This window comes from Clostridioides sp. ZZV14-6009 (assembly GCF_020658095.1).
Lineage (GTDB): Bacteria > Bacillota > Clostridia > Peptostreptococcales > Peptostreptococcaceae > Clostridioides.
In genome coordinates, this window is record NZ_JAGWDG010000001.1 from 344,982 (window position 1) to 369,928 (window position 24,947).

Here is a 24,947-nt window from a genome sequence, read left to right on the forward strand (position 1 = left end):
AAGTAAGATTGATTTTTTTAAAACTATTTCAATAATTTAAAGGATGTAAAATTATATGGTACAAGTTTTTGAAAATCTTATACAAACAACTATTGTTTGTAGTTTTGGTATTTGCCTATTATTGTTTTTGAAAAGATGTTTATTTAAGAATTTTAGCAAAAAGTTTAACTATTATATTTGGTTAATAATAGTCTTTAGGATGTTACTTTTCCTATTTAATTATAAAATAGAATATGAAATAAAAGAGTCTGAAAGCAATATATTAATAAATAACATTAATAAAATTAATGTTCCTACAAATAATAATTTTATGCTGTATTTAGTTTATTTATGGATATTTATAACTATAGTAATTACACTTTATACATTCATGAAATATAAAAGATTTAAAAATTTTGTTGTTGATGTGTCCTATGATATAAAAGATGATAATGTTAATTGTATTTATAAGAATTTATTGAAAGAGTTAGATATAAAAAAGAACATTGAGCTAAGAGGTTCTGATGAATTGATAAGTCCAGCAGGCATGGGATTATTTAAATCATATATATTTTTACCAGATTATCTTTATAGTAAGGATGAATTAAATTGGGTTTTAAGGCATGAATTAGTACATTTTAAAAACAAAGATATTGTAATAAAATTTTTAGTATTGTCTGTAAAAATAATATATTGGTTTAATCCACTTGTTTATATAATGAGCAATAGAATAAATATAGACTGTGAATTATGTTGTGATGAAAGTGTTTTGTCAGGTTGTTCTTTAAAAGAGAAAAAAGAATATGCATTAGCACTTATAAAATCAATTAAGTTAAGTAAAAATTATCAAAGTGGGATTTTAACAACTGAATTTAATAAGACAAATTTAGAAAAAAGACTTGAGAGTATTGTTAAAAAGAAGGGTAGAAGTGGAATATTTATAGGTATTTTAGTTTCTATAATTTCTATTATATCTTTTGCTGAAGTTGATGCTCAAGTTAAAGCTGACAAGAATTCTAATGAAGTGACAATCAAAACTACTGAAGTTATAAAGAATAATCCTAATGACCAATTTCAAACATTTTTATATAAAGATGCTCCACCCGAAATTAGAAAAATTTATGAGGAAAAATGTAAGGCAAATGGAATAGTTCCAAAAGCTTCTGATAGAATAGAAATACCCACAAAGTATTATAATGAATTAAAAAAATAATTATATAAGGAGGATTTTATGTTAAAAAAATCAAGAAAAGTATTGGCTGTTGTGTGTTGTTTAATGTTTACTTTTACTAATATTGCATTTGGAGAAACAGAAAAAAATGCAGGAGTAAATATGGAGTCCATTTTAGAGGAAATTCCAAAGTCTGCTGTATTGTCTGGATATACATATAAATATGAAAATGCGCCAAATGAAATAAAAGAAATTTATGCAGCTAAATGTGCAGCATTGAATATTATACCTCAAGCAGATGATGAAATATTTGTACCAGAAAGAGCTAATTTTATGAGTGAAGGAGATACTCCAGGAGTTTATACAAATTATTATGTGGATTATAATCCTAGTAAAAAAACTATAAAAATTTCAGGTGGTGCAAATTATACAATAAGTACAACAAAACTTGTAGGTTATGGTCATAACACTCGTGGTACAGAAGTTAACTGTGCACAAGTTCTTTTAGGGTTACTTAATTATAATGTACTTGTAGACAGTATATTTGGAAATGATACATATAATGCAGTTGTGAGTTTTCAAAGAAAATATAGTTTATCTGCAGATGGAGTAGTTGGTTCAGCTACTTGGGATAAATTGGGTAGACTAACTGATCCTAGTTTTTCATAGAATTAAAATCTAAAAATGATTAAAAAATAGTGTCTCAATATTATTTATTAAATAAGTGAGACACTATTTTTACATGTAAAATGATATACCATTTAAATATAGATGTTATAAAACTATTTTATAATCACTTCCATATAACCCTACCATCAATATCCTTAATCTCTTGACAACCAGTCAAAATCATAGTCTCACATAACTCATTCCTAGTCTTATCTATAAAAAACTCAACACTATCAAGACCACCACCAAAAGAAGCAGTAACAAAAGGTCTTCCCATCAAAACAGCATCAGCACCCAAACCTAGCATCTTAACCACATCAACACCAGTTCTAACACCTCCATCAGCAAGTATAGTTATCTTTCCTTTTACAGCCTTAGCTATATCTGGAAGTACCTCACAAGTACCAGGAGTATAATCAAGCACCCTTCCACCGTGATTTGAAACAACAATAGCACTAGCTCCAGACTCTACAGCCATCAAAGCATCATCCACAGTCATAATTCCCTTTATTATAAAAGGCAATCTAGTCGCTTCAACCAACTCTCTAATCTCATCAATTGTCTTAGGTGAAAAAGGATTTTCTTGAAGCTGATTATTAATCAATCCACAAGCGTCAAGGTCTACACCAACTGCAAAAGCACCAGCCTCTTCAGACAATCTAATTTTTTCTATTATCTTTGAATTTTTCCAAGGTTTTATAAATACAATTCCATTTCCAGCATTATCTTTTAAAACATCTAAATTATTCAATAAAAAAGTATCTACATTAGTATCGCCAACCATGGCATAGATTCCAGAATTAGAGCAACCTCTAACAACAGGTTCGATATATTCTTTTTCAGAAATCTTACCACCCATATTTAACATAGTACCTGATACAGGTGCAGCAAATATAGGAGCACTCATTTTTTTACCAAATAACTCGATAGTAGTATCTGGATTTGAAACATTATGTATTACTCTCATATTTATCTTTACTCTTTCCAAGCTTCTTCTATTTTCTATAAAAGAAGAGCCACTTCCTTTTCCTCCCATGCCAGGAACATTTCCAGCACAAGCTACTCCATTACAAATCTTACAGACTTTACACTTTCCATTAAAGTTTTCTCTAGCAGATTTTAATAATTCATTATAGTTCATATCAAATTCTCCTTTTCGTTATATTAAAATTGAGTATTACTATATTGAAAATATCTTAATTGTAAATGAAGAGATGATATTGTGATTAGTTAAACTGAATAATACATATTAGATATTTTTATTATTGTATGTAAGTAAATTATAACATATAGGATAAATAAAATTTAAATAAACTTAAATTGTTTTTATTGATATCGTGTATATATAAGATATTTATTAAAATTCAAAAAGGCTATATATAGATTTTTTTTATCTATATATAGCCTTTCAATATAGCTTTTAAATTTATGTCAATTTCTTTTTTATTAATGAATAAATAATATAGAATACAATATACAAAAAAGTTGCTCAAAATGTTAGGCTAATCCCCATTTACAAAGCAACATCATAATGCTATGTAAATTTGAATCAACAATGTTTTCACCATACTTCAACATAAAGTCATCTAATTGTGTGTCTATAAATGAATAATATCCACTTATGCTATCAATATATGCAGTCATTAAGTGTATACATTCATCACTTTTATCTTTATACATCTGTATCTCCCCCTATACAATATATAAAATTTGATACTAAATCGTATCTTATAAAATAGTTAAGTGTGTTACATTTATATTCAATCTCTATATTTATATCCTTATATTAATAGGTAAAGTGAATTTTGACAATAGGTTTTGAAAAACTGGATGTTCAAAACGTAAAATTGGGTTTTAAGATAATTAAGCAAGTTATATGTATACAATATATATATATAACTTACTTAATTACAAATATTATAAAATTATATAACAATTACTTTTATTAGGAATGTTTAAGTGGTAGAATAACTTGGGAGATTAATAATTATTAGGAGGATATAATATGAGTTTGTACAAGTTTATTTATGAAGATAAGGAATATTCATTAAAAGAGGATAATTGCAGTGGCTTAATAAATGATGAAGAAAGTCCAATTCAAGGAATAAGTATTCCAAAAATAATTGAGATACTTAATGAATCAGAAGAGGTTGATTTTGATATAGAATACTATCAAGAAGCATGCCCATTATGCTTAGAGGGTGTAAAAGAAAAGAAGAAATTCTTTCCATTTTTAGAATATCATTTTTATATTTTTAGTAAAGATGGAAAATATGTAATAAGTAATATATCTAATGATTATAAAGGGATGTCTTTTAATAAATTATCAAGAGCAAATAAAGTTGATAATAGTTACATTGTAAGTGTGATAATTTGCGAAAATTGTCAAGATTATATAATTCAAATAGAAAATTGTATAGTTTAGGGTAACTTATGTCTTAATTTAGGAGAAATTTCTAAATTGAGACACCGACTTTTTTTAAAAATAGTATGGAAAATTACTAAATTTATGAGATAATGAAAGTCGGAGGTGGGTTACAATATATAATAAATATTTGGAAGATATAGATAGTATAATTTTAGACTCAATGTTTAAACTGACCTTGAATGAGAAACTATTAAATAATAATGACTTTTTTGAAAAAAGAATTGATGAAATTAACAATTCAATTAATTACTATAAAACTGAACAAAGTAGTTTAATGTTATTAAAATTAAATTTTTTGCTAGCTTTACTGTATGGGATTCAAGGATTTAGTGAAAAAATGAAAAAGTATATTTTGATTTCCTGTAAATATATTGAACAATACTTACCTAAAGATTATGTGTTTTTAGCACGATTTTATTCACAAATAGCCATTTTAAGTTTAAAGAATGAAGATGTAAATAGAGCAAATCTATATATAGATAAATTTAATCTTATTTGTAAGGATAGCAATTTTTTAGTTGAAGAAATTATTTTTGAATCTCAATTGATTTATATTAAAGCAAGTAAATGTATTGATTCTTCTATAATAATTAAGGAAATAGAAGACTTATATATAAAAGTAAAAGAAACTAATGATTTTAATTGTAAAAAAATATATTTTTTTATAATTGGGAAGATATATTTTTTATTTTTAGATGATGCATTAATTGCTAAAATGAATTTCTTAAAAGCAAGAAAATATGCAGACTTATCAAAAGATATAGAAGTATGCTCACTATGCAATATAAAGCTAGGGGAATGTGAATGTTCATTTGAAAATTATGAAGGAGCAAGAGAATACTTTAATGAAGTAATAAAGAATAAGAAATATACAAACGTAAATATGATTCAAAAGTATAGAGCATCAAATAATATAACTAAATTATTAATAAAAACTAAAGACTATTCAGGTGCTATAAATAATTTAGCAAAATCTGAAGTATATTTGGAAAAATTTAAGAATCAAGATTTAAAAGAAGTAGAAAAATTAGACTTATGTATAAATCTAGCTATGTACTATACAGAAAGTAATGAGAAATCATTTGAGCAATCAACTTGTTATTTAAATCGGGCTAAGAGTTTATTAAATAACATAAATAGTGTAGAGGAGTATATAATATATGATTTAGAATTAATTTATCATCAGGTTAATATATATTATATATTTGAAAATTATGAAAATGCTTTAATTACAAGCAAAAAGCTTCTTGAAAAGGCTAAAGAGGCTAAAAATTATAATTATGTAAAAGAAGCATATAAAACTATACACATGTGTTTTGAGAAGATACAAGATTATGAAATGAGTATGAAATACTTTAAAATGTACTATGAGTTAAAACAGATGTATATGAAAGCTAGGAATAGAAATTATATAGACTCTTTAAATTATAGACATGAACATATCGAAAAAGAAATAAATAATATGAAGAAAATAAAACTCGATTTAGATAAGAAAAAATATATTGATCCTTTGACAAATGCTTATAATAGGGTATATTTAAATAATTTTTTAGAAAAACAAGAGATTAGTGAATACAGTACTGCATTTATGATAGATGTAGATTATTTTAAGGAATACAATGACACTCATGGTCATTATAATGGCGATGTTGCTCTTAAAAATATAACTATGATAATAAAAAGATATTTAAAAGAGGACATGTCTGTTATAAGGTATGGAGGAGAGGAATTTTTAATATTGTCTATATGCAAAGATTATAGAAAAAGCAAGGTATTTGGAAAAAAGTTATGTAAGGTTGTAAAAAAATTCTTAAATGATAATTTGACGATTAGTATTGGTATTGATACATGTAAAAATAGTAGTATAGATATAAGTGAAATAATTGAAAATGCGGATAAAGCCTTATACAAAGCAAAACAAAATGGAAGAAATAGATGTTTGCATTATTATGATTTTAAGAATTTTTAATTGTTGAAATAGGATTGGTGATTTACTTGAAAGGGAGTTTAATAGAAGATTTAAAGAGAAATATAAAAAAGATAGAATATGATATGTTGACTAAGTTCTATCTGAATTTAACCGATTTAAACTACATCTTGGATTATCACAAAGACCTTTTAAATACAAAAATAGATGCTAAAGATAAAGTATATATTTTATATTTAATTAGTCTAATAAACTATGTAAAAAAAGATAGAGAAGCATCGTATAACTATTTGATGGATTCACTAAAAGATATTAAACAATTATCATTAAAAGATGATGCAGATATAATATCTAAGATTTATATTTATCTTACTCTATCTGCTATTTCTATAAAAAAATATGATAAAGCAAATCATTTTTATTTTTTAGCCAAGAAAATTATAAAACAACAACGTTTGAATGAATTATTGGTCTTGTTCAATATGAGTTTATGTGTAGAAATAAGTGCATTATATAAAACTAAAGCTGAAGTAGTACTCTTAGTAGAGGAAGTATCTTTTTTTAAAAAATTAAAAAATAAAGTTCTTGTAAGTAGAGCAAATTATATATTTGGTAGGGTATATCTATACTTATTTAACAACTTTATAAAAAGTATGGAGTATTTGATTGAATGTCTAAGACTAGCCCAGGAAAATAATCTATATTCTATAGAAGCTTTTTGCAAATGTATAATAAGCCTCTGTTATTTAGAAAGTGGGAATAACAGAGAAGCTATAAAGTATATAAAAAATGCACTAGATGTTGCACATAATAATAATTCAGTATGTTCAACTGAAAGAGTAGCAATAAAAATAGACCTTATATGGGCATATTTAAGAGAAGATATGAATAAAGAAGCAGAAGTTGTTTTAGAAAAAACTATAAAACTGATGGATGTTGTTGAAGGTGTATATAAAGATTATTTGTATTCATTCATATTTTTATATTCAGCCGAAATTGAGTTAAAGAAAGATACTTGTAATTTTGAAAGAGTAAATGCATATTTGATTTTATCAAAAAACATATATAAAAGTTTTGGAGATGTTTTTATATATAATTCTAAATTAGATTATATTTATAAGTTGTATGGAGATTTATATATAAAATTTAACAATGTAGATGAAGGAATAAGATATTATTTAAAAGGTTTAAACTTAGTTAAAAAAAGCTCATCAAATCCTAAAAAAATGTCGATGTTTTATGGTCTAATAGCAAAAGGATATGAATTGAAAAAAGAGTTCAAACTAGCAATTGAATATTATAAAAGTATGGATTGGTATTCAGATAAGTGGGAAAAAAACAATTCTTATAAAACATCACAAGGTATTCATAAACAATATGAGTTAAGACAAAAACAAGAAAGTTTAAGATTACTTGTAGATGATAATAAGAAATTGGAAAATGATATTTTAACTGATGGACTAACTAGACTATATAATAGAAGATACTTAGAACAACAATTGAATTTATTCAATGAAGGTAGAGATAAAAATATGATGGCAATATTGATTGATATAGATTATTTTAAAAGCTATAATGATAACTATGGTCATCCAGCAGGAGATAAAGTTATAATTAAAGTAACTGATATTATAAAAAATGTATTTATAGATATTACTGAACACATAATTAGATATGGAGGAGAGGAAATCTTAATATTAGTAGATTCTATAAAATCAATAAATGTTGAAGAAATCGATAAGATAGAAATATATATTAAAAGAGTTTTTAAACTTCTTGAATTTGAAGGAATTGAACATATATACTCTAAAGTAGAAAATTATGTGACTATAAGTGCTGGAGTAAGTATAAAAAGATGTTGTAGTAGAAAAGATGTCGAAATATTAATTGAAGATGCAGACAAAAACCTATATAAATCCAAAAAAGCAGGTAGAAATCAGTATATACTATAATTTAAAATTGAGGTGATTTTATTGCAAAAGAAGATAGGAATTATAGCCTCTGATATTGAATTAAAAGAAAGAATAGAAGAATTATATAGAGAAGATGTAGAAAATGGAACTATAATAATCGACATACTTAATCTTGATTTAATGGAAAATCAAGGACGTATACTTGTTGAGAAAGGTGCTCAAGCTATAATCGGTAGAGGTGGAGGTTATAGTTTAGTAATAGACACAGTAAGTGTACCTGTAATACCCATGAATATGAAATCAACTGACCTTCTAAGAGCAATAGAAATGGCAAAGAGATATTCTAAAAAAGTAGTATTAATACTTGGAGATAATGAAGTTTCTTTTGATTATGTTGGTTGGAGAAATGTCATAAGTACTGAAATAACTGAAGAATGGTTTGAATCAAAATACGAAATAAGAAGTAAGGTTATAAAGTATAGAGACCAAAAAGATGAAGTTGTAATAGTTGGTGGAGGTTTGGCATGCTCCTTTGCAAGACAATATGGTATTGATAGTGTATTTGCAACTGCCAGTGACGAATCTATAAGAGAAGCTGTTGAGTATTGTAAGAAATTATTAGATACATTAGGCGAGGAAAAGTTTAATAATGAAGTATTGAGAAATATATTAGATGGTATAAAAGATGGAGTAATTGCTATAGATAGTAATGGAAGTATAATTTTGTACAATGAAAGTGCAAAAAACATGCTTAAAGTAGAAAGAAAATGCGCACTTAATAAATATATTCTAGATGTATTTCCCAAAATGGGATGGCTATTAGATTGTCTACATGAAAAAGATGATGTAGAAGATAGAAAGATAAGGAATATAAACAACTTGATTGTTAATACTAGAACAACATTAATAAAAGTAGATGATAGCACTTATGGAGTTTTAGGAATAATACAAGATATAACTAAACTGCAAAATTTAGAAAGAAAAATAAGATTTGATTTAAATCAAAAAGGTCTATATGCTAGATATACTTTTGATGATTTTTTATTTAAAGATAAATTAACTAAGGAATTTATTGAAGAAGCTAAAAAAATCGGAAAAAGTGATTATACAACGCTACTTTATGGAGAAAGTGGGTCTGGTAAAGAAATTATAGCCCATAGTATACATAACATAAGCAAAAGAAAAGATAGACCTTTTGTGGCCATAAACTGTGCTACTATAGCAGAAAACTTACTTGAAAGTGAGCTTTTTGGATATGAAGAAGGTGCATTTACAGGCGCTAGGAAAGGTGGAAAAAGAGGGTTATTTGAACTTGCTCATGGAGGAACTCTTTTTCTTGATGAAATAAACAGTCTCTCATTTAATATTCAGACAAAACTATTAAGAGTAATAGAGGAACGACAAATAATGAGAATTGGTTCTGACTATATAATACCTTTGGATATTAGAATCATAGCAGCTACCAATGAATTTTTAACAGAAAAAATAGTTATGGGTACATTTAGAGCTGACTTATTTTATAGATTAAGTAGTTTAGAGATAAACATCCCTCCTTTAAGAGATAGAAGAGAAGATATAATACCATTGTTCAATAATTTTGTAAATGAAGTGCTAAAGGATGATGGTTTAAATGGAATAAACAGTATAGATGAAAATTTTGCTCTAACTAAGGATGAGATAGATGCGCTGTATAATTATAGTTGGCCTGGAAATGTGAGAGAGCTAAAAACAATAGCTCAAAAGTATGTTGTGACAGGAAAAATTAAATTAAGAAAAGAGCAAAACTTTAAGGTTAAAGAAACAGTACCTAGTTCTAGTATAGAAGAATTTAATGTTGAAACAACAGCAAGTATGGAAGCTACAGATAAAGTCATAGATATAAGTAAGATGAATGATGGTAAGATAAGTATAGATATAAAAGAAGTAAATAAATATGTTGAAGAAAAAATAATAAGCATGCTTTTTGCTCAGGGGCTTTCCAAAAATGAAGTTGCACAAGTTCTTGGAATAAGTAGAACATCCCTATGGAAAAAATATAATAAAAATATTTAGACATAATTACATATAGATTATTTTGAAGTGATGTTAATTTTTTAAAACAAATGTTAAAAAAAGTTAACATTATTTTTTTGTGGAATTTTATTTTTTCAGACAAGCACATAGATTTATAAGAAAAATAACTTAAATACTTAATTTTAGTAGTGAAAAAAATCAGAATTCTAAACAAAAGTAGTTTTACATAAAGTTAAATTTGTTGGCATGTTAATTGCTTAATATAAATGTGAGAGTAAATACAATTTTAGGGGTGATGGTATGAGTCAAAGTATGGTTGGTAAGCATGCAGTGTGGCCAAAAGAAAATGATGTTATATTTAGCTTATCTGGAAGAGCTCAAGCAGCAGAAAAAGCTTTAGGTATGGATAATGTAATAAATGCAACAATAGGCGCTCTAATGGATGACTCAGGAAAATTAATAACAATGAAAACTGTATATGATGAATATAAAGCATTAGATAACTGTGACATAGGTGCATATGCAGCTCTTGAAGGTCAGCCAGACTACTTAGAAGCAGTTAAAAAAGTATTTTTCAGAGATTACTTACCAGAAGGACATATAAGAGTATTAGCTTCACCGGGAGGAAGTGGTGCAATAAAACTAGCTGTATGGAATTATACAAATGAAGGTGACGAAGTTTTAACATCTGATTGGTTTTGGAGTCCATATGTTAGTATAGCTGAAGAAGCTAATAGAAAAGTAGTAAACTACCAATTGTTTGATGAAAATAGAAAGTTTAATTTTGATTCATTCAAAGAAAATTTTGTGAATATAGCAGAAAAACAAGGAAGAGTTTTTACAATTATAAATACACCAGCTCACAATCCAACAGGATATAGTGTTGCAGATGATGAGTGGGATAAAATATTAGACTTATCAAAAGAAGTTGCAAAAGATAAAGATAAAAAGATAATATTTTTCGTAGATTCAGCATATATTGACTTTGCAGGCGATGATGATGTATGTAGAAAATTCTTTAAGAAATTTTCTAACTTGCCTGAAAACGTTCTTGTATTAGTTGGTTTTAGTATGTCAAAAGGATTTACAGCTTATGGAATGAGAATGGGAGCTATAATTTGTATATCTTCAAGTGAAGATGTAGCTGAAGAGTTCCATTATTCATGTGTTCATTCATGTAGAGCAAACTGGTCGAATTGTAATAGAAGTGCTATGGCAGTTCTATCTAATATTGTGAATGACCCTAAAAAATTCAAAGAATATGAGGATGAAAAAGAAGTATACAAAAGAATGCTGACTAGAAGAGCAGATGTATTTGTAAAAGAAGCTGAAATAGTAGGATTAGAAATTCTTCCATATATAGCAGGTTTCTTTGTAAGTATACCATGTGATAATCCAAGAGAAGTATGTGAAGAGTTAACTAAACACAATGTATTTGCAATTCCATTGAAAATGGGATTAAGATTTGCAGTTTGTGCAGTTTCAGAAGAAAAATGTAAGAAAGCACCAAGTGTTATAAAAGAAGCACTTGAAAGTTTAGAAGTAAAAATAAATAATTAATTTCATTGAACAAATTGGGTGGACTATGAATTTAATAATTGTAGATGGAGGGAATTTTATATGAAACAATTGATGACAGGTAATGAGGCAATTGCACGTGGAGCATATGAGGCTGGTGTTAAATATGCATCTGCATATCCAGGTACTCCAAGTACAGAAATACTAGAAAATTTAGCAACATATAAAGATGCAATAGTTGCAGAATGGGCTCCAAACGAAAAGGTAGCACTTGAGGCTGCTATAGGGGGTTCAATTGCAGGAGCAAGAACTATGGCTTCTATGAAACATGTTGGTGTAAATGTTGCAGCGGATCCAATATTTACTTATGCATATACAGGCGTAAATGGTGGTATGGTACTTATTACTGCAGATGAACCGGGAATGCATTCATCTCAAAATGAACAAGACAATAGAATGTATGCAAAGTTTGCAAAGATACCTTTATTTGAACCATCAACTAGCCAAGAAGCTAAAGATATGATAAAAGAAGCTTTTGAAGTAAGTGAAAAATACGATACACCAGTTTTATATAGAGTTACAACAAGACTCTGTCACTCAAAAGGTTTAGTAGAGTGCTATGATAGAGAAGAAGTTGAAATTAAAGAGTATGTGAAAAATGCCAAAAAAATGGTTACTGTTCCAGCAAATGCTCAAATAAGAAGAGGCGTTGTTGAAGAGAGAATGGAAATTCTTAAAAAATTCTCAAATGAAACTGACTTAAACTACTATGAAATAAATGATACAAAAATAGGTGTTATAGCTTCAGGTATGTGTTGTAATTTTGCTAAAGAAGTATTTGAAAAAAATGCATCATATATGAAGTTAGGATTTACAAATCCATTACCTTATGAAAAAATAAAAGAATTTGCAGACAAAGTAGATAAAATATATGTAATAGAAGAAAACGACCCATTTATAGAAGAACAAATAAAAGCATATGGGATAGATTGTATTGGAAAAGATGTAATACCTCCATATGGAGAAATGACACCAGATGTTTTAAGAAAAGCTATATTTGGAAAAACAAATGATACTATAGAATATAAAGCTGAATTAGTAACACCAAGACCACCAAGTTTCTGTGCAGGATGTCCACATAGAGGATTCTTCTATGAACTTGGAAAGAGAAAAAATTTAATAGTTGGTGGAGATATAGGATGTTATACTCTTGGATTTGCTCCTCCATATAATGGAATAGATTATGTTGTGTGTATGGGTTCTGCTTTTGGAACTGCACATGGTGCTCAAAAAGTTCTTAATATGAAAGAAGGAAATGAAAAGAGATTAGTAGGTGTACTTGGAGATTCAACTTTCTTCCATACAGGAATAAATGGTCTTTTAGATGTAGTTTACAATAGAGGGAACTCTATATCAGTAATATTAGACAATAGAATAACTGGAATGACAGGACATCAAGAAAATCCAGGTTCAGGATATACTTTACAAGGTGATAAAACTAAAGATGTTGACATAGAAGGATTAGTTAAAGCTTGTGGAATAGAACATGTAAGAGTTATAGACCCTAATAATCTAAAAGAAGTAAATGAAGCTTTAGATTGGGCTTTGGCTATAGAAGATGAACCATCTGTAATAATCACAAGATGGCCATGTGTACTTAAGAAATTCTCTAAAGAAGATATAGAAGAGTTTGATAATCCATTTAAAACTAAGTGTAAGGTTGACCATGATAAGTGTATAGGATGTAAATTATGCTTAAAAACTGGATGTCCAGCACTATCATTTGATAAAGAAAATAAATTATCAAATATAGATAGAAATCAGTGTGTAGGATGTGGAGTATGTTCACAAGTTTGTCCAAAACAAGCAATAGTTAAGGAGGAAAAATAATATGACTAAGAGTATACTTTTGGTAGGTGTAGGAGGTCAAGGAACTATACTTGCTAGTAAATTATTAACTATGGGATTGATGGAAGCTGGATATGATGTAAAAATGAGTGAGATACATGGTATGAGCCAAAGAGGAGGTTCAGTTTCTTCACAAGTTAGATATGGAGATTGTGTTCATTCTCCAGTTATAGAAATTGGAGGAGCAGATATCTTAGTATCTTTTGAAAAGATGGAAGCTTTAAGATGGTTTAATTATCTAAAACCAGAAGGAAAAGCTTTAGTAAATAATCATAGAATAGATTCTATGACTGTTTTAATCGGAGGAGCTGAATATCAAGAAAAAGATATAGATGCGGAATTAAATAGATTAAATACAAAAGTGATAAATGCAGCAGATAAAGCTGAAGAGTTAGGAAATGCAAAGATAATGAATGTTATTTTATTAGGATGTCTAGTTAAATCTATGGAACTAGAATCTATTGACTGGGAAAAAATTATAAGTGAAAATGTTAAACCAAAATTTGTCGAGTTAAATATAAAAGCTTTCCATGAAGGTATGGAAATGATTGGCAAATAGTTTATAATATATATAGGATAAACTATAGAAATTAATGTGAAAGGAAGAAAAGTATGACTTATAGAATATTAGCCATAAATCCAGGTTCTACTTCTACAAAAATAGGAGTATATGATGGAGAAGAACAAATTTTTGTGAAGACGATAGACCATCCAGCTGAGGAGATTGCAAAATATAATACAATTCAAGACCAATTTGAAATGCGTAAAGAGGCAGTTTTAAGTATTCTTGAAGAAAATAATATAGATTTAAAATCTCTTAGTGCAATAGTTGGAAGAGGTGGAGTTTTACCACCAGTAAAATCAGGAGCATATTTAGTAAATGAAGAAATGATTGATGTACTTAAACATAGACCAGTACTTGAGCATGCTTCAAATTTAGGAGCAGTTGTTGCACATGCAATATCAGAACCACTTGGAATAAACTCATATATCTATGATTCTGTTGCAGTAGATGAACTTATAGATATAGCAAGAGTATCTGGGCTTTGTGGAATGGATAGAGCAAGCGCAGGGCATGCACTAAATACTAGAGCAATGGCTTTAAAATATGCTAAAGATAGAGGTAAAGATTACAAGAGTTTAAACTTAATAGTAGCTCATATTGGTGGAGGAGTAAGTATTTATCTTCATGAAAAAGGAAGAATGGTTGATATGTTATCTGATGATGAAGGACCATTTTCACCAGAAAGATCAGGAAGAGTTCCTGCTACAAAATTAGTAGCTGCTTGTTATTCAGGTCAATGCTCAGAAAGAGAAATGACTAAAAAGATAAGAGGTAAAGGTGGTATAGTTTCATATTTAAATACTGTAGATGCTAGAGAAGTTGAAAAGATGATAGCAGAAGGAAATGAAGAAGCCAAAATTATTTATGAAGCAATGGCATACCAATTAGCAAAAGGGATTGGGGAACTAGCAACTGTAGTAGATGGAAAAGTTGATGCTATAATTATAACAGGTGGAATTGCATATTCTGAAATGTTTACTTCAATGGTTAAAAAGAGAGTTGAATTTATAGCACCAGTAGAAATTATGGCAGGAGAAAATGAGTTAGAATCACTTGCTTTTGGAACTCTTAGAGTGCTAAATGGAGAAGAAGAAGCTAGAATTTATAGTGAAAATTAATTAAAGTAACTAAAAATGTTTAAATACTAGAAAAGTGGTATATCTGTTTTTTACACTAAAGCTTAGAATATAGGTGGGGATGTGTAAAATATGGATTGCCACTTTTTTTATAGTTGAAATTATATATTAAAATAATGAAAAATTCTGTAAAATTTTGTACTTATATATATATTTTATTGGTATTTATTGTTATTATTATTATGGGGAGTGATTTTTAATGGGAAAAATTAATTTAAAAAGTATGATAAGGTTGTTTTCGGGTTTTTTTATATTTGCAATTTCTTCGGTGCTTATGATTAATGCACATGTTGGTCTGATGCCTTGGGATGTACTCCACCAAGGTTTATCTATAAAATTAGGTATAACTATAGGTCAGGCATCCATAATAGTAGGTGTTATAATCGTTATATTGGATGCAGTTTTTGGCGAAAATATAGGATGGGGGACCTTGTTAAATATGACTTTTATAGGAATTTTTATTGATTTAGTAATATTTTCAGGAGTGATACCTCATGCAAGTAATACGTATATAGGAGTATTTATGGTTGTTATAGGAATTATATTAGCTGCTATAGCAAGCTTTCTATATTTAGGTGTTTGTCTTGGAAGTGGTCCAAGAGATGGTCTTATGATTGCCCTTCAGAAAAAAACTAATAGGTCTGTACGTCTTGTTAGAACAATTCTTGAAATATTAGCACTTGTGGCTGGTTGGCTATTAGGAGGTTCTGTAGGAATTGGGACACTTGTAAGTGCTTTAGGGTTAGGATATGTATTACAAATAGTGTTTAGGATATTTAAGTTTGATACAAAATCTCTTAAACATAGATTCATTATAGACGACATAAAAGAGTGGAAAGAAAAGAAAAGTGATACACATGAGTGCAAATCAAGCATTGTAATAAAAAATGAACAAAATTAATTATACTAAAATATATTTATATTTTATTTAAATTTATAATGAAAGTAAGGAGATTTGAAAGTGGAATTATGGGATTTGTATAATGATGATGGAAGTAAAACAGGAAATGTTATAGAGCGAGATAATTCTATTGAAGAAGGATATTATCATTTAGCAGTTGAAGTGTGGATTGTAAATAGTAATTCTCAGATTTTAATCCAGAAAAGGTCTAAAAACAAAAAGACATTGCCAAATATATGGGGAATGACAACTGGATGTATTGTTTCTGGAGAAGAAAGTTTAGATGGTGCAATTCGTGAGGCTAAGGAAGAAATAGGAATTGATATATCTAAAGATGAGATAAAGATTTTTAGAAGTATGATTCATGGAGATACTCTTTGGGATGTATATTTAGTTAAAAAAGAGTATGATGTATCAAATGCAATTTTGCAAAAAGAAGAAGTAAGTGATATAAAATGGGTAAGTACAGGTGAAATAAGACAATTGTTAAAAGAAGGCTTATTTTTTGAATATCCAGAGATATATGACTTACTATCTGATATAGATAATGGTGATTTAAATATATAATGTAGGAAGAATTAGATATAAGTATGTATTATCTAAAATTATCTTCTCTAAAATTTAATGTTTTATTAGGGAGAATTAATACATTATTTTTAATGTTATCCTAATTAGATTTTAGAATTAGAGTAATAAGTTTGATTGTTAAGTAGTAAAAATTTGGGGAGGATTATGATGTGGAGAATAACAAAGAATTGACATCTGATAGTTCAAAATATAAGATTGTTTCTATATCTGTGGTAGTGATTATTTTAATTACATTTTGGTATATGTTAAATATGGTGCTTTTAACATTTATAATGACTTTTGTTTTTTATAATTTATTGGTTTCCATAAGAAAAAGAATTAGGAAATTATTTTCTTTCTATATTCCTGATTCATTGATAATTATAGTGTTATATTCATTATTTGCTATATTATTAGTATTGATTAGTTATGCAGTTGTGCCAATAATTATAGTTCAACTTACAGAGTTAAGCAGGATTTTAAGTAATTTTGATGTAAATCAATTTGCTCAGTCTTTAGGGCCAAAGATTTATCCTATTGTTTCAAAGTTGGATTTTAATAAGTATATTTCACAGGCAGGGTTGTTAATAGCATCGGCAGCAACCAAAGTTGGAAGTTTTGGGGTAAATATATTACTAGCTTTTTTACTGAGTTTACTGCTTTTACTTGAAAAAAATGATATTAAAAAATTTGGAAATAAACTTGCAGAAAGTAAGATATCTTTCATCTATAATTCTCTTGTATTTTTTGTAAAAAGTTTTGTAAAAAATTTTGGTGATGTAATGAAAGTACAAGTAATGATTGCATTTATAAATTCTATTGTTTCTATGATTTTTTTAGGATTTATGGGTTTTCCTCAAATATGGGCTTTAGGGCTTATGATTTTTGTTTTGGGTCTTATTCCAGTAGCTGGAGTTATAGTGTCTCTAATTCCATTAACAGTAATAGCACTTAATATAGGAGGGGTAGCAAAAGTATTTGGTGTTTTGGCTATGATTTGTATAGTGCATGCAGTGGAAACATATATATTAAATCCTAAGTTGATGTCAAATAGAACAAAACTTCCAGTTTGCTTTGTTTTCATTATTTTACTTGTGGGAGAGCATTATTTAGGTGTATGGGGATTATTAATTGGAGTTCCAATATTTATGTTCCTTATGGATATATTTGGTGTGAAGTTTACCTCAAGATGATAACTTATATGATGTTAATTTACTAATACATAGTGATTTAATTGTAAAAAAGAACCTATAATAGATATCTTTTAAAAGGTGTCTGTTTTATAGGTTCCATTTTATTTTTTATAAACACTATATAGTTAAGTATCAATGAAATTATTTCATTTCAAAAGTTTCACAGCTTGCATTTCCTGAGTTTATATGAACTTTTTCAGCTTTGCAAAGTTCATTTTTGTTGTATTTACATTTTACAGCCTCACAGTGAATATTATCTGTATCAACTTGGTTAGTGTCATTAGAACGACTAGTTATACCAGATGTATATTTGTCTTCAAAAGAAGCACAATAAGTATTTCCTGTAGTAGTTGCTTGCATTCCATCTACTTTTATGCTACCAGCATAACAATATCCACTAGTATTATAAGCACAGTTAGTAGCGTCACAATTTAAATTATTATTTTTCATAAATAACCTCCTAAGTTTTTTATTTAAACTTATTATGTGAAGTTATTTAAATTTTATACACTTATTTACAATTACATTTCTTACATTTAACAATTACATCTTCAGAAGTTTCTCTTCCTAAATTTTTATTAACATGATACACATCAATATTTTCAGTTGAACCACATATAGAACATTTAAAGTTATTTTCTAGTAAAGCTCTTTCTCTAAACAACTTCCAATACATAGAATTAATATAATCATTATAGTTTACCTTAAGGCATGTTTCAAGAAAGTTTATGTATAGATTGTCTAAGTCTCCTGTATTTAAGTCTGTATATTCTGGTTCAAAATATTCACAGCATCCTCTAAAATCAGGTTTGGTATCTGAAATAACACATTTAATATCATATCTGTAATCTAGGCTAGGCCCCTTCAATGAAAGGTGTGTACAAAAAGAACAAGATGTTTCTGGTAAATTTTTTTCTAGTTCATGTAATTTATTATTCATAAGTATTCCTCCAAAAAATTATTTTGAGTATATAAACAAGTAGATTATTTTAAATCTTTTATTTATTTATATTAGATATATAGGATAAATATTCCAATAAAAGGTATCTGTTTATTTATTAATGTGTCTAATAAAAAAGAGGCTAATCTCTATTTTGAGACAGCCTCTTTTTATTGAGTTATTTAAAATTAAAAGTTTTAATAAAAATCTAATAATATTTATATTTAGCTAGCTAGATTTGTATCCGTTTTGTTTTTTAGTTTTCTACCATAGTATACAGTTAAAACCGCATATAAAACAGTAAAAATGGTAGCTAAAATATATGATATGTTTATACTTAGGTTGAATCCAATTTGAGCATTGAATATATAACTAGAAATTACAAAAGAATAAAACATACCTGGGATTAAGCTTATGATATAATTTTTTTCTTTGATTATAAGATAAACTGTAATCATAGCAAATGCGAATATAGCAATAGTTTGGTTACTCCAAGAAAAATATCTCCATAATATATTAAATCCAGAAGCGCTAAGTTTTGCAAATATAAGGATGGCTATAACAGGAATAAATATACAGATTGATAATATAACACGATGCTTCTTTTCTTTTTGGTCATAATGGAAGTAATCTGCAAGCATTAATCTTAAAGATCTTAAAGCTGTATCTCCAGAAGTTATTGGTAAAACAATAACACCTATTATAGCTATAATACCGCCAACAGAACCAAGTAAGTCTCTAGCAACTAAACCTATTACATCAGGAGAACCTATTAATTCACTAGGTATTCCTTTATTGTAAATACCCATAGCAGCTGCAGCCCAAATCATTGCAATTAAACCTTCTAAAATCATCATATTATAAAAAGTGCTCTTACCTTCTTTTTCACTTGAAACTGATCTTGCTATAAGAGTAGCTTGAGTTGAGTGGAATCCAGAAACAATACCACAAGCAACTGTAACAAAGAATGTAGGGATAAGAGGAATTCCATTAGGATGGATGCCCTTCCAGTTTGCTAGGCTTAAATTAGCTAAGTCATAACCTTGTGTAAATATTCCAATTCCAACGCCAGCAGCAGATAAAAGTAGAATGGCTCCAAATATTGGATATATTTTTCCTATTATTTTATCAATTGGAAATAGTGTTGCACATAAATAATATACAAAGATGATTCCATAAACTATCCAAACGACTGGATTATTGATAGTTGATTTCATATTTAAAATTTGAGTAACTACCAAATCTCCAGGTGTATAAATAAAAACTGCACCAACTAAAAGCATTAATAAGCAAAGGAAGATATTATAAACTTGAAAGACCTTATTACCTAAAAATCTGCTGATAAGAGAAGGCATCTGTGCTCCTTTTTCTCTTATACTAATCATTCCACTCATATAGTCATGTAAAGCTCCCCCCAATACACAACCAATAGGAATTAGTATAAATGCAATTGGACCAAATAAAATACCTTGTATAGGTCCTAAAATCGGTCCTGTACCAGCTATATTAAGCAACTCAATAAGACTATTTTTCCATTTTTTCATTGGAACATAGTCTACTCCATCACTTTGAGCAAGTGCAGGTGTTTTTCTGTCATCTGGGCCAAATACTTTTTCACAATAAGCGCCGTATAAAGCACCTCCTATTAGTAAAATAGCCAAACCAATTAAGAATGTTGTCATAACATCACCCCATTTATAAATTTTTTTTTGGATTCTGTATACATATTGTCTGAATGTGTAAGTTTTTATAAGATTTTATACTTAAAGTGCTTACAAATTCTATAAAGTATTAAAACTAATATAATTTCAGAAATAAATACATATACATAATCATGCACTTAGTATACATGTATTTGGAAAAAATTTCAATATTATAACAAGAAAGAATATAAAAAATATTCTGATAATATTCTACAAAAAATTAAAAAATACAAAAAAATAATTTAAATAGCTATGAAAAAATGATAAATCAATTGATAGTGTAAGTGTCTATATCTTAACAATATTAAGAGGTCTAAAATTCTTGAAGAAAAAATAGTCAAGTGATATAATGAATTTACAGGTGTATATACACTAGTACATATAGAAAGCGGTGCAATTATGGATAAAGATTTAACATATCAAATCAAAGAGCTAAAGAAAGAAAAAAATGCAATAATACTTGCTCATTTTTATCAACCACCAGAAATACAAGAATTAGCAGATGCAGTTGGAGATTCGTATTACTTAAGTGAAATTGCTAGAGATTGTAAAGAAGAAGTGGTTGTATTTTGTGGTGTGAGATTTATGGGAGAAAGTGCTAAGATATTATCACCTGAAAAAACTGTATTGATGCCAGTAAGTAACGCTGGATGTGCTATGGCAGATATGGTAGATGAAGAAGGCGTGATAAAACTAAAACAACAGTATCCAAATGCTTTGGTTGTATGTTATATAAACTCTACAGCTAAAGTTAAAGCACATTGTGATGTTTCAGTTACATCATCTAGTGCAATTAAAATATTAGAAAACATAGATAATAAAGAAATTATATTCCTTCCAGACAAGAACCTAGGAGGATATATTGCAGAAAAATTCCCTAATAAAGAATTTATATTTTGGGATGGATATTGTAAATATCACAACAATATAAAAATTGAAGAAATAATTGAATTGAAAGAAAAGTATAAAGATGCAGAAGTATTGGTACATCCAGAATGTAAAAAAGAAATAAGAGACTTAGGAGATTATGTAGGGAGTACATCAGGAATAATAAAATATGCTACTAACAGCAAAAATACAGATTTTATAATAGCAACTGAAGAGGGTATCTTACATGAATTAAAGAAAAACAATCCTAATAAAAATTTTTATATTCCAGGTGGAAGAATACTATGTACAGATATGAAAAAAACGACATTAGAGAATTTGTATAGTACTCTTAAAAATATGGAAAACGAAGTTATTGTAGAAGATGAAATTATGGAAAAAGCTTTAAGTTCACTGCTTAATATGCACAGATTAGCAGAAGGATAGAGGGATAGACTTATGAATTTAGAACAGGATGTTTTAATAATTGGAAGTGGTGTTTCGGGATTATATTGTGCATTAAATTTGGATAAAAATTTAAATGTGTTAGTAGTATCAAAATCTACAATTGAAAACAATAATACATATCTTGCACAAGGTGGAATTTCGACTGCTAGAAATATTGATGATATAGAGTCTTTTGTAGAAGATACAATGAAGGCTGGTCAGTATAAAAATAGGGTCGAAGCAGTCAAAGTTCTTGCAGATGAATCTATAGAAAATGTAGGTCAAATAGTAGACTATGGTATGCCTTTAGACAAAGAAAATGGAGAGATAGATTATACAAGAGAGGGAGCTCATAGCGTAAATAGAATAGTTCATAGCAAAGATAATACAGGAGAGGTTGTTTTTAAGACTCTATTAAAAGAAGCTAAAACTAGAGAAAATATAACTCTTATAGAAGATGCTTATCTTTTAGATATATTAAAAGATGGTAATAAGTGTGTAGGAGCTAGAATTTTTAAGTCTCAAAAAGAAATTCATATCTTTTCAAAGGTAGTAGTTTTAGCTACAGGTGGAATTGGTGGACTTTTTAAAAATTCTACTAATCAAAGACACCTTACAGGTGATGGAATTGCCATAGCATTAAGAAATAATATTAAAATAGAAAATTTAGAATATATTCAAATACACCCAACAGCTTTCTATGAAGAAAATAGTGAAGGCAGAAGGATGCTTATATCTGAATCTTTAAGAGGAGAAGGAGCTAAACTTTTAAACAAAAACAAAGAAAGATTTGTAGATGAACTTCTTCCAAGAGATGTAGTTTCAAAAGCTATTTTTGAACAAATGGAAAAAGATGATTTACCTTATGTATACTTAGATGCAACACACTTAGATAGTGAATATTTAATCAATAGATTTTCTTTTATATACAATGAATGTTTAAATAGAGGAACAGATATAACCAAAGAATACATAAAGGTATCTCCTGCACAACATTATTTTATGGGGGGAATACATGTTGATTTAGATTCAAAAACATCTATGGAGAACCTATATGCAGTAGGTGAAATTAGTTGTACAGGTGTTCATGGAGCTAATCGACTAGCAAGCAATTCACTACTTGAAGGTCTTGTATTTTCAAAAAGAGCAGCTAAAAATATAAACTCAGTTATAGGTAGTATAGAAGTGAAGTTTATAGATGTACCAAATATAGATGTGGATGTGGAAAAAGTAAAGGAAGAGAATAAAATATTAGTTATAAAAGAAATAGAAAGAACAAGTGAGGATTTTGGTGATGAATTATTTGATTATTGATAAAATGATACAAGATGCTTTAATAGAAGATGTTCCAAGTGAGGATATAACAACTAATTCTATTGTAGATGAAAATTCTAAGTCTACTGTAGATTTAATTTGTAAACAAGATGGTATAATAGCAGGTTTAGGTGTGTTTAAAAGGGTTTTTGAAATACTTGGAGATGTAGAGATAGAGTTGTATAAAAATGATGGCGATAGGGTAAATAATGGTGAAAAGATAGCTGTATTAACTGGAAATACTAGAAACTTACTTGTGGGAGAACGTGTAGCTTTAAATTATTTACAAAGAATGAGCGGAATAGCTACTACTACAAGCATGTATGTGGAAAAACTTGAAGGTACAAATACTAAACTATTGGATAGTAGAAAAACAATACCTAATCTTAGAATTTTAGATAAATATTCTGTAAAAGTAGGTGGAGGATGCAATCATAGATTTAATTTATCTGATGGAATATTACTCAAAGATAATCATATTGGAGCTGCAGGTAGTGTTAAAAATGCAGTTGAATTAGCTAGAAAAAACACTTCTTTTGTCAGAAAAATAGAGGTAGAAGTGGAAACTCTAGAGATGGTAAAAGAAGCTATAGAGGCTAAAGCAGATATAATAATGTTAGATAATATGAATTTGGAGACAGCAAAAAAGGCTGTAGAAATGATAGATGGGAGAGCAGTTGTAGAGTTTTCTGGAAATGTAAATTTAGATACAATAGAATCTATAGGAAAAATTGGTGTTGATGTTGTCTCTGTGGGAGCGCTTACACACTCAGTAAAAGCTCTTGATATAAGTATGAAAAACTTAAGAAATATATAAAAAAGTATTAAAATAGATTTAATTTAATAATATGATAAATAATTAAAATAGATTACTTAAATAAGTTAGATAAATTTAAGTAATCTATTTTTTATTTATTAAAGTTAACTGAAAAGACAAAATAATAAAAAAGTAATTGAATAAATATAGATAAACGCTATATACAACTTTCATAATATAGTTATTATCAATTTTACAGATAAATACGAATAAACTTATAATATAATTACATATGTAAAATTTTGTATAAAATTTAGATGAAAAAGTATAGGGGGAATAAAAATGAAAGTAGCTTATATTTTTAGTAGTACTAACGCACATAAAATTCTAGACAAAATGATAATACCACAATTAGAACAAGGAACTCATGGAGTAGATGTCTTAGGTATGTTTTTCTTTATGGATAACACCTTATTTTTGTCTAAAGATAATCCAGTAGGAGAAAGATTAAGTAAATTACATGAAAAGACAGATATGATAATAATGGCTTGTGACCAGTGTGCTATAGAAAGAGGTATAGAGGATAACTTGGTTGATGGAGCTACAATTGGATGTTTCCCAAATTTATATGCTTGTTTAGGTGGTGCAGGTGTGGACCAAGTTATAACATTATAAAATCTTGAGGTATACAATCCATAGAAAAAATTTTCTGTGGATTATTTTAAGTAAAAGATAAATTGTTTAGAGTAGGGGATGGACAAATGGCTAAAATTTTAGTTGAATTCATAAATACTTGACCATCTTGTGATGAGCATGGAGTGTTTATAAAAAAAATATCTGAGAAGTATACTGATAAATTAGACGTAAAACTTTACCAAGCAGGTAAGGATTTCTCATATGTCAAGAAGTATGGAATCATAACAAAAGGAACATTGATAATAAACCAAAAAAAGAAGTACGATAGATTAAATAAAGATACCATCGAAAAAGCAATAGTAGAAGCTATAAATAATAGTTAAAAGTTTAAAAAT

The 24,947-nt window shown here is 27.9% G+C and carries 23 protein-coding genes; 18 read left to right on the forward strand and 5 right to left on the reverse strand.

Annotated features, from left to right (window positions below; all coding sequences use genetic code 11):
• Positions 1 to 55: 55 nt before the first annotated feature.
• Both KGF36_RS01515 and KGF36_RS01520 read left to right on the forward strand, forming a co-directional pair.
• A complete protein-coding gene (locus KGF36_RS01515; protein WP_227829291.1) occupies positions 56 to 1,192 on the forward strand; it encodes a M56 family metallopeptidase in 1,137 nt (378 codons plus the stop codon).
• Between the two features lie 18 nt (positions 1,193 to 1,210).
• Positions 1,211 to 1,819 carry a peptidoglycan-binding protein gene (locus KGF36_RS01520; RefSeq protein WP_227829290.1) on the forward strand — a complete coding sequence of 203 codons (609 nt, stop codon included), beginning with the start codon at positions 1,211 to 1,213 and terminating at the stop codon, positions 1,817 to 1,819.
• Positions 1,820 to 1,943: 124 nt separating this feature from the next.
• Here KGF36_RS01520 and KGF36_RS01525 read toward each other — a convergent pair whose 3' ends face one another.
• A complete protein-coding gene (locus KGF36_RS01525) occupies positions 1,944 to 2,960 on the reverse strand; it encodes an alpha-hydroxy-acid oxidizing protein (protein ID WP_227829289.1) in 1,017 nt (338 codons plus the stop codon).
• 356 nt (positions 2,961 to 3,316) lie between these two features.
• Complete coding sequence (locus KGF36_RS01530; protein ID WP_227829288.1) at positions 3,317 to 3,499, reverse strand: hypothetical protein; 183 nt, start codon at positions 3,497 to 3,499, stop codon at positions 3,317 to 3,319.
• 325 nt (positions 3,500 to 3,824) lie between these two features.
• On the opposite strand from KGF36_RS01530, the gene KGF36_RS01535 reads away from it, so the two are divergent.
• From KGF36_RS01535 to KGF36_RS01585, 11 genes are all read left to right on the forward strand, one after another.
• Positions 3,825 to 4,244 carry a DUF3785 domain-containing protein gene (locus KGF36_RS01535; protein ID WP_227829287.1) on the forward strand — a complete coding sequence of 140 codons (420 nt, stop codon included), beginning with the start codon at positions 3,825 to 3,827 and terminating at the stop codon, positions 4,242 to 4,244.
• 340 nt (positions 4,245 to 4,584) lie between these two features.
• A complete protein-coding gene (locus KGF36_RS01540; protein WP_227854518.1) occupies positions 4,585 to 6,216 on the forward strand; it encodes a GGDEF domain-containing protein in 1,632 nt (543 codons plus the stop codon).
• Between the two features lie 83 nt (positions 6,217 to 6,299).
• On the forward strand, positions 6,300 to 8,126 hold the full coding sequence (locus tag KGF36_RS01545) for a diguanylate cyclase domain-containing protein (RefSeq protein WP_413926696.1): 1,827 nt from the start codon (positions 6,300 to 6,302) through the stop codon (positions 8,124 to 8,126).
• A gap of 12 nt (positions 8,127 to 8,138) precedes the next feature.
• Positions 8,139 to 10,139, forward strand: coding sequence for a sigma 54-interacting transcriptional regulator (locus tag KGF36_RS01550; RefSeq protein ID WP_227829284.1), 2,001 nt, complete (start codon positions 8,139 to 8,141; stop codon positions 10,137 to 10,139).
• Between the two features lie 261 nt (positions 10,140 to 10,400).
• Entirely contained in the window at positions 10,401 to 11,660 is a 1,260-nt protein-coding gene (locus tag KGF36_RS01555) for a pyridoxal phosphate-dependent aminotransferase (protein ID WP_227829283.1), read from the forward strand.
• Between the two features lie 60 nt (positions 11,661 to 11,720).
• Positions 11,721 to 13,508, forward strand: coding sequence for an indolepyruvate ferredoxin oxidoreductase subunit alpha (gene iorA, locus KGF36_RS01560; protein WP_227829282.1), 1,788 nt, complete (start codon positions 11,721 to 11,723; stop codon positions 13,506 to 13,508).
• A 1-nt stretch (position 13,509) separates the two neighbouring features.
• Positions 13,510 to 14,085 carry an indolepyruvate oxidoreductase subunit beta gene (locus KGF36_RS01565; RefSeq protein ID WP_227829281.1) on the forward strand — a complete coding sequence of 192 codons (576 nt, stop codon included), beginning with the start codon at positions 13,510 to 13,512 and terminating at the stop codon, positions 14,083 to 14,085.
• Positions 14,086 to 14,138: 53 nt separating this feature from the next.
• Positions 14,139 to 15,209 carry a butyrate kinase gene (gene buk / locus KGF36_RS01570; RefSeq protein ID WP_227829280.1) on the forward strand — a complete coding sequence of 357 codons (1,071 nt, stop codon included), beginning with the start codon at positions 14,139 to 14,141 and terminating at the stop codon, positions 15,207 to 15,209.
• A gap of 217 nt (positions 15,210 to 15,426) precedes the next feature.
• Positions 15,427 to 16,128: a YczE/YyaS/YitT family protein gene (locus KGF36_RS01575; RefSeq protein WP_227829279.1), complete on the forward strand. Its 702-nt coding sequence runs from the start codon at positions 15,427 to 15,429 to the stop codon at positions 16,126 to 16,128.
• A gap of 60 nt (positions 16,129 to 16,188) precedes the next feature.
• Complete coding sequence (locus KGF36_RS01580; RefSeq protein WP_227829278.1) at positions 16,189 to 16,695, forward strand: NUDIX hydrolase; 507 nt, start codon at positions 16,189 to 16,191, stop codon at positions 16,693 to 16,695.
• 170 nt (positions 16,696 to 16,865) lie between these two features.
• Entirely contained in the window at positions 16,866 to 17,888 is a 1,023-nt protein-coding gene (locus KGF36_RS01585; protein WP_227829277.1) for an AI-2E family transporter, read from the forward strand.
• 141 nt (positions 17,889 to 18,029) lie between these two features.
• Here KGF36_RS01585 and KGF36_RS01590 read toward each other — a convergent pair whose 3' ends face one another.
• The 3 genes from KGF36_RS01590 to KGF36_RS01600 all read right to left on the reverse strand — a co-directional run bounded on the left by KGF36_RS01590 (position 18,030) and on the right by KGF36_RS01600 (position 20,510).
• Positions 18,030 to 18,338, reverse strand: a complete 309-nt coding sequence (locus tag KGF36_RS01590) for a DUF1540 domain-containing protein (RefSeq protein ID WP_021385244.1) — start codon at positions 18,336 to 18,338, stop codon at positions 18,030 to 18,032.
• Positions 18,339 to 18,399: 61 nt separating this feature from the next.
• Positions 18,400 to 18,828: a hypothetical protein gene (locus KGF36_RS01595; RefSeq protein ID WP_227829276.1), complete on the reverse strand. Its 429-nt coding sequence runs from the start codon at positions 18,826 to 18,828 to the stop codon at positions 18,400 to 18,402.
• A 224-nt stretch (positions 18,829 to 19,052) separates the two neighbouring features.
• Positions 19,053 to 20,510, reverse strand: coding sequence for a carbon starvation protein A (locus tag KGF36_RS01600; RefSeq protein WP_227829275.1), 1,458 nt, complete (start codon positions 20,508 to 20,510; stop codon positions 19,053 to 19,055).
• Positions 20,511 to 20,930: 420 nt separating this feature from the next.
• On the opposite strand from KGF36_RS01600, the gene nadA reads away from it, so the two are divergent.
• From nadA to saoT, 5 genes are all read left to right on the forward strand, one after another.
• Positions 20,931 to 21,845: a quinolinate synthase NadA gene (gene nadA, locus KGF36_RS01605; RefSeq protein ID WP_227829274.1), complete on the forward strand. Its 915-nt coding sequence runs from the start codon at positions 20,931 to 20,933 to the stop codon at positions 21,843 to 21,845.
• Positions 21,846 to 21,857: 12 nt separating this feature from the next.
• Complete coding sequence (locus KGF36_RS01610; protein WP_227829273.1) at positions 21,858 to 23,159, forward strand: L-aspartate oxidase; 1,302 nt, start codon at positions 21,858 to 21,860, stop codon at positions 23,157 to 23,159.
• A complete protein-coding gene (gene nadC / locus KGF36_RS01615; RefSeq protein WP_227829272.1) occupies positions 23,140 to 23,976 on the forward strand; it encodes a carboxylating nicotinate-nucleotide diphosphorylase in 837 nt (278 codons plus the stop codon). Before KGF36_RS01610 ends, nadC begins: the two co-directional genes overlap by 20 nt.
• A gap of 282 nt (positions 23,977 to 24,258) precedes the next feature.
• A complete protein-coding gene (gene saoD, locus KGF36_RS01620; RefSeq protein WP_227829271.1) occupies positions 24,259 to 24,591 on the forward strand; it encodes a DsrE-related protein SaoD in 333 nt (110 codons plus the stop codon).
• An 86-nt stretch (positions 24,592 to 24,677) separates the two neighbouring features.
• Positions 24,678 to 24,935: a thioredoxin-like (seleno)protein SaoT gene (gene saoT, locus KGF36_RS01625; RefSeq protein WP_255287729.1), complete on the forward strand. Its 258-nt coding sequence runs from the start codon at positions 24,678 to 24,680 to the stop codon at positions 24,933 to 24,935.
• Positions 24,936 to 24,947: the final 12 nt, after the last annotated feature.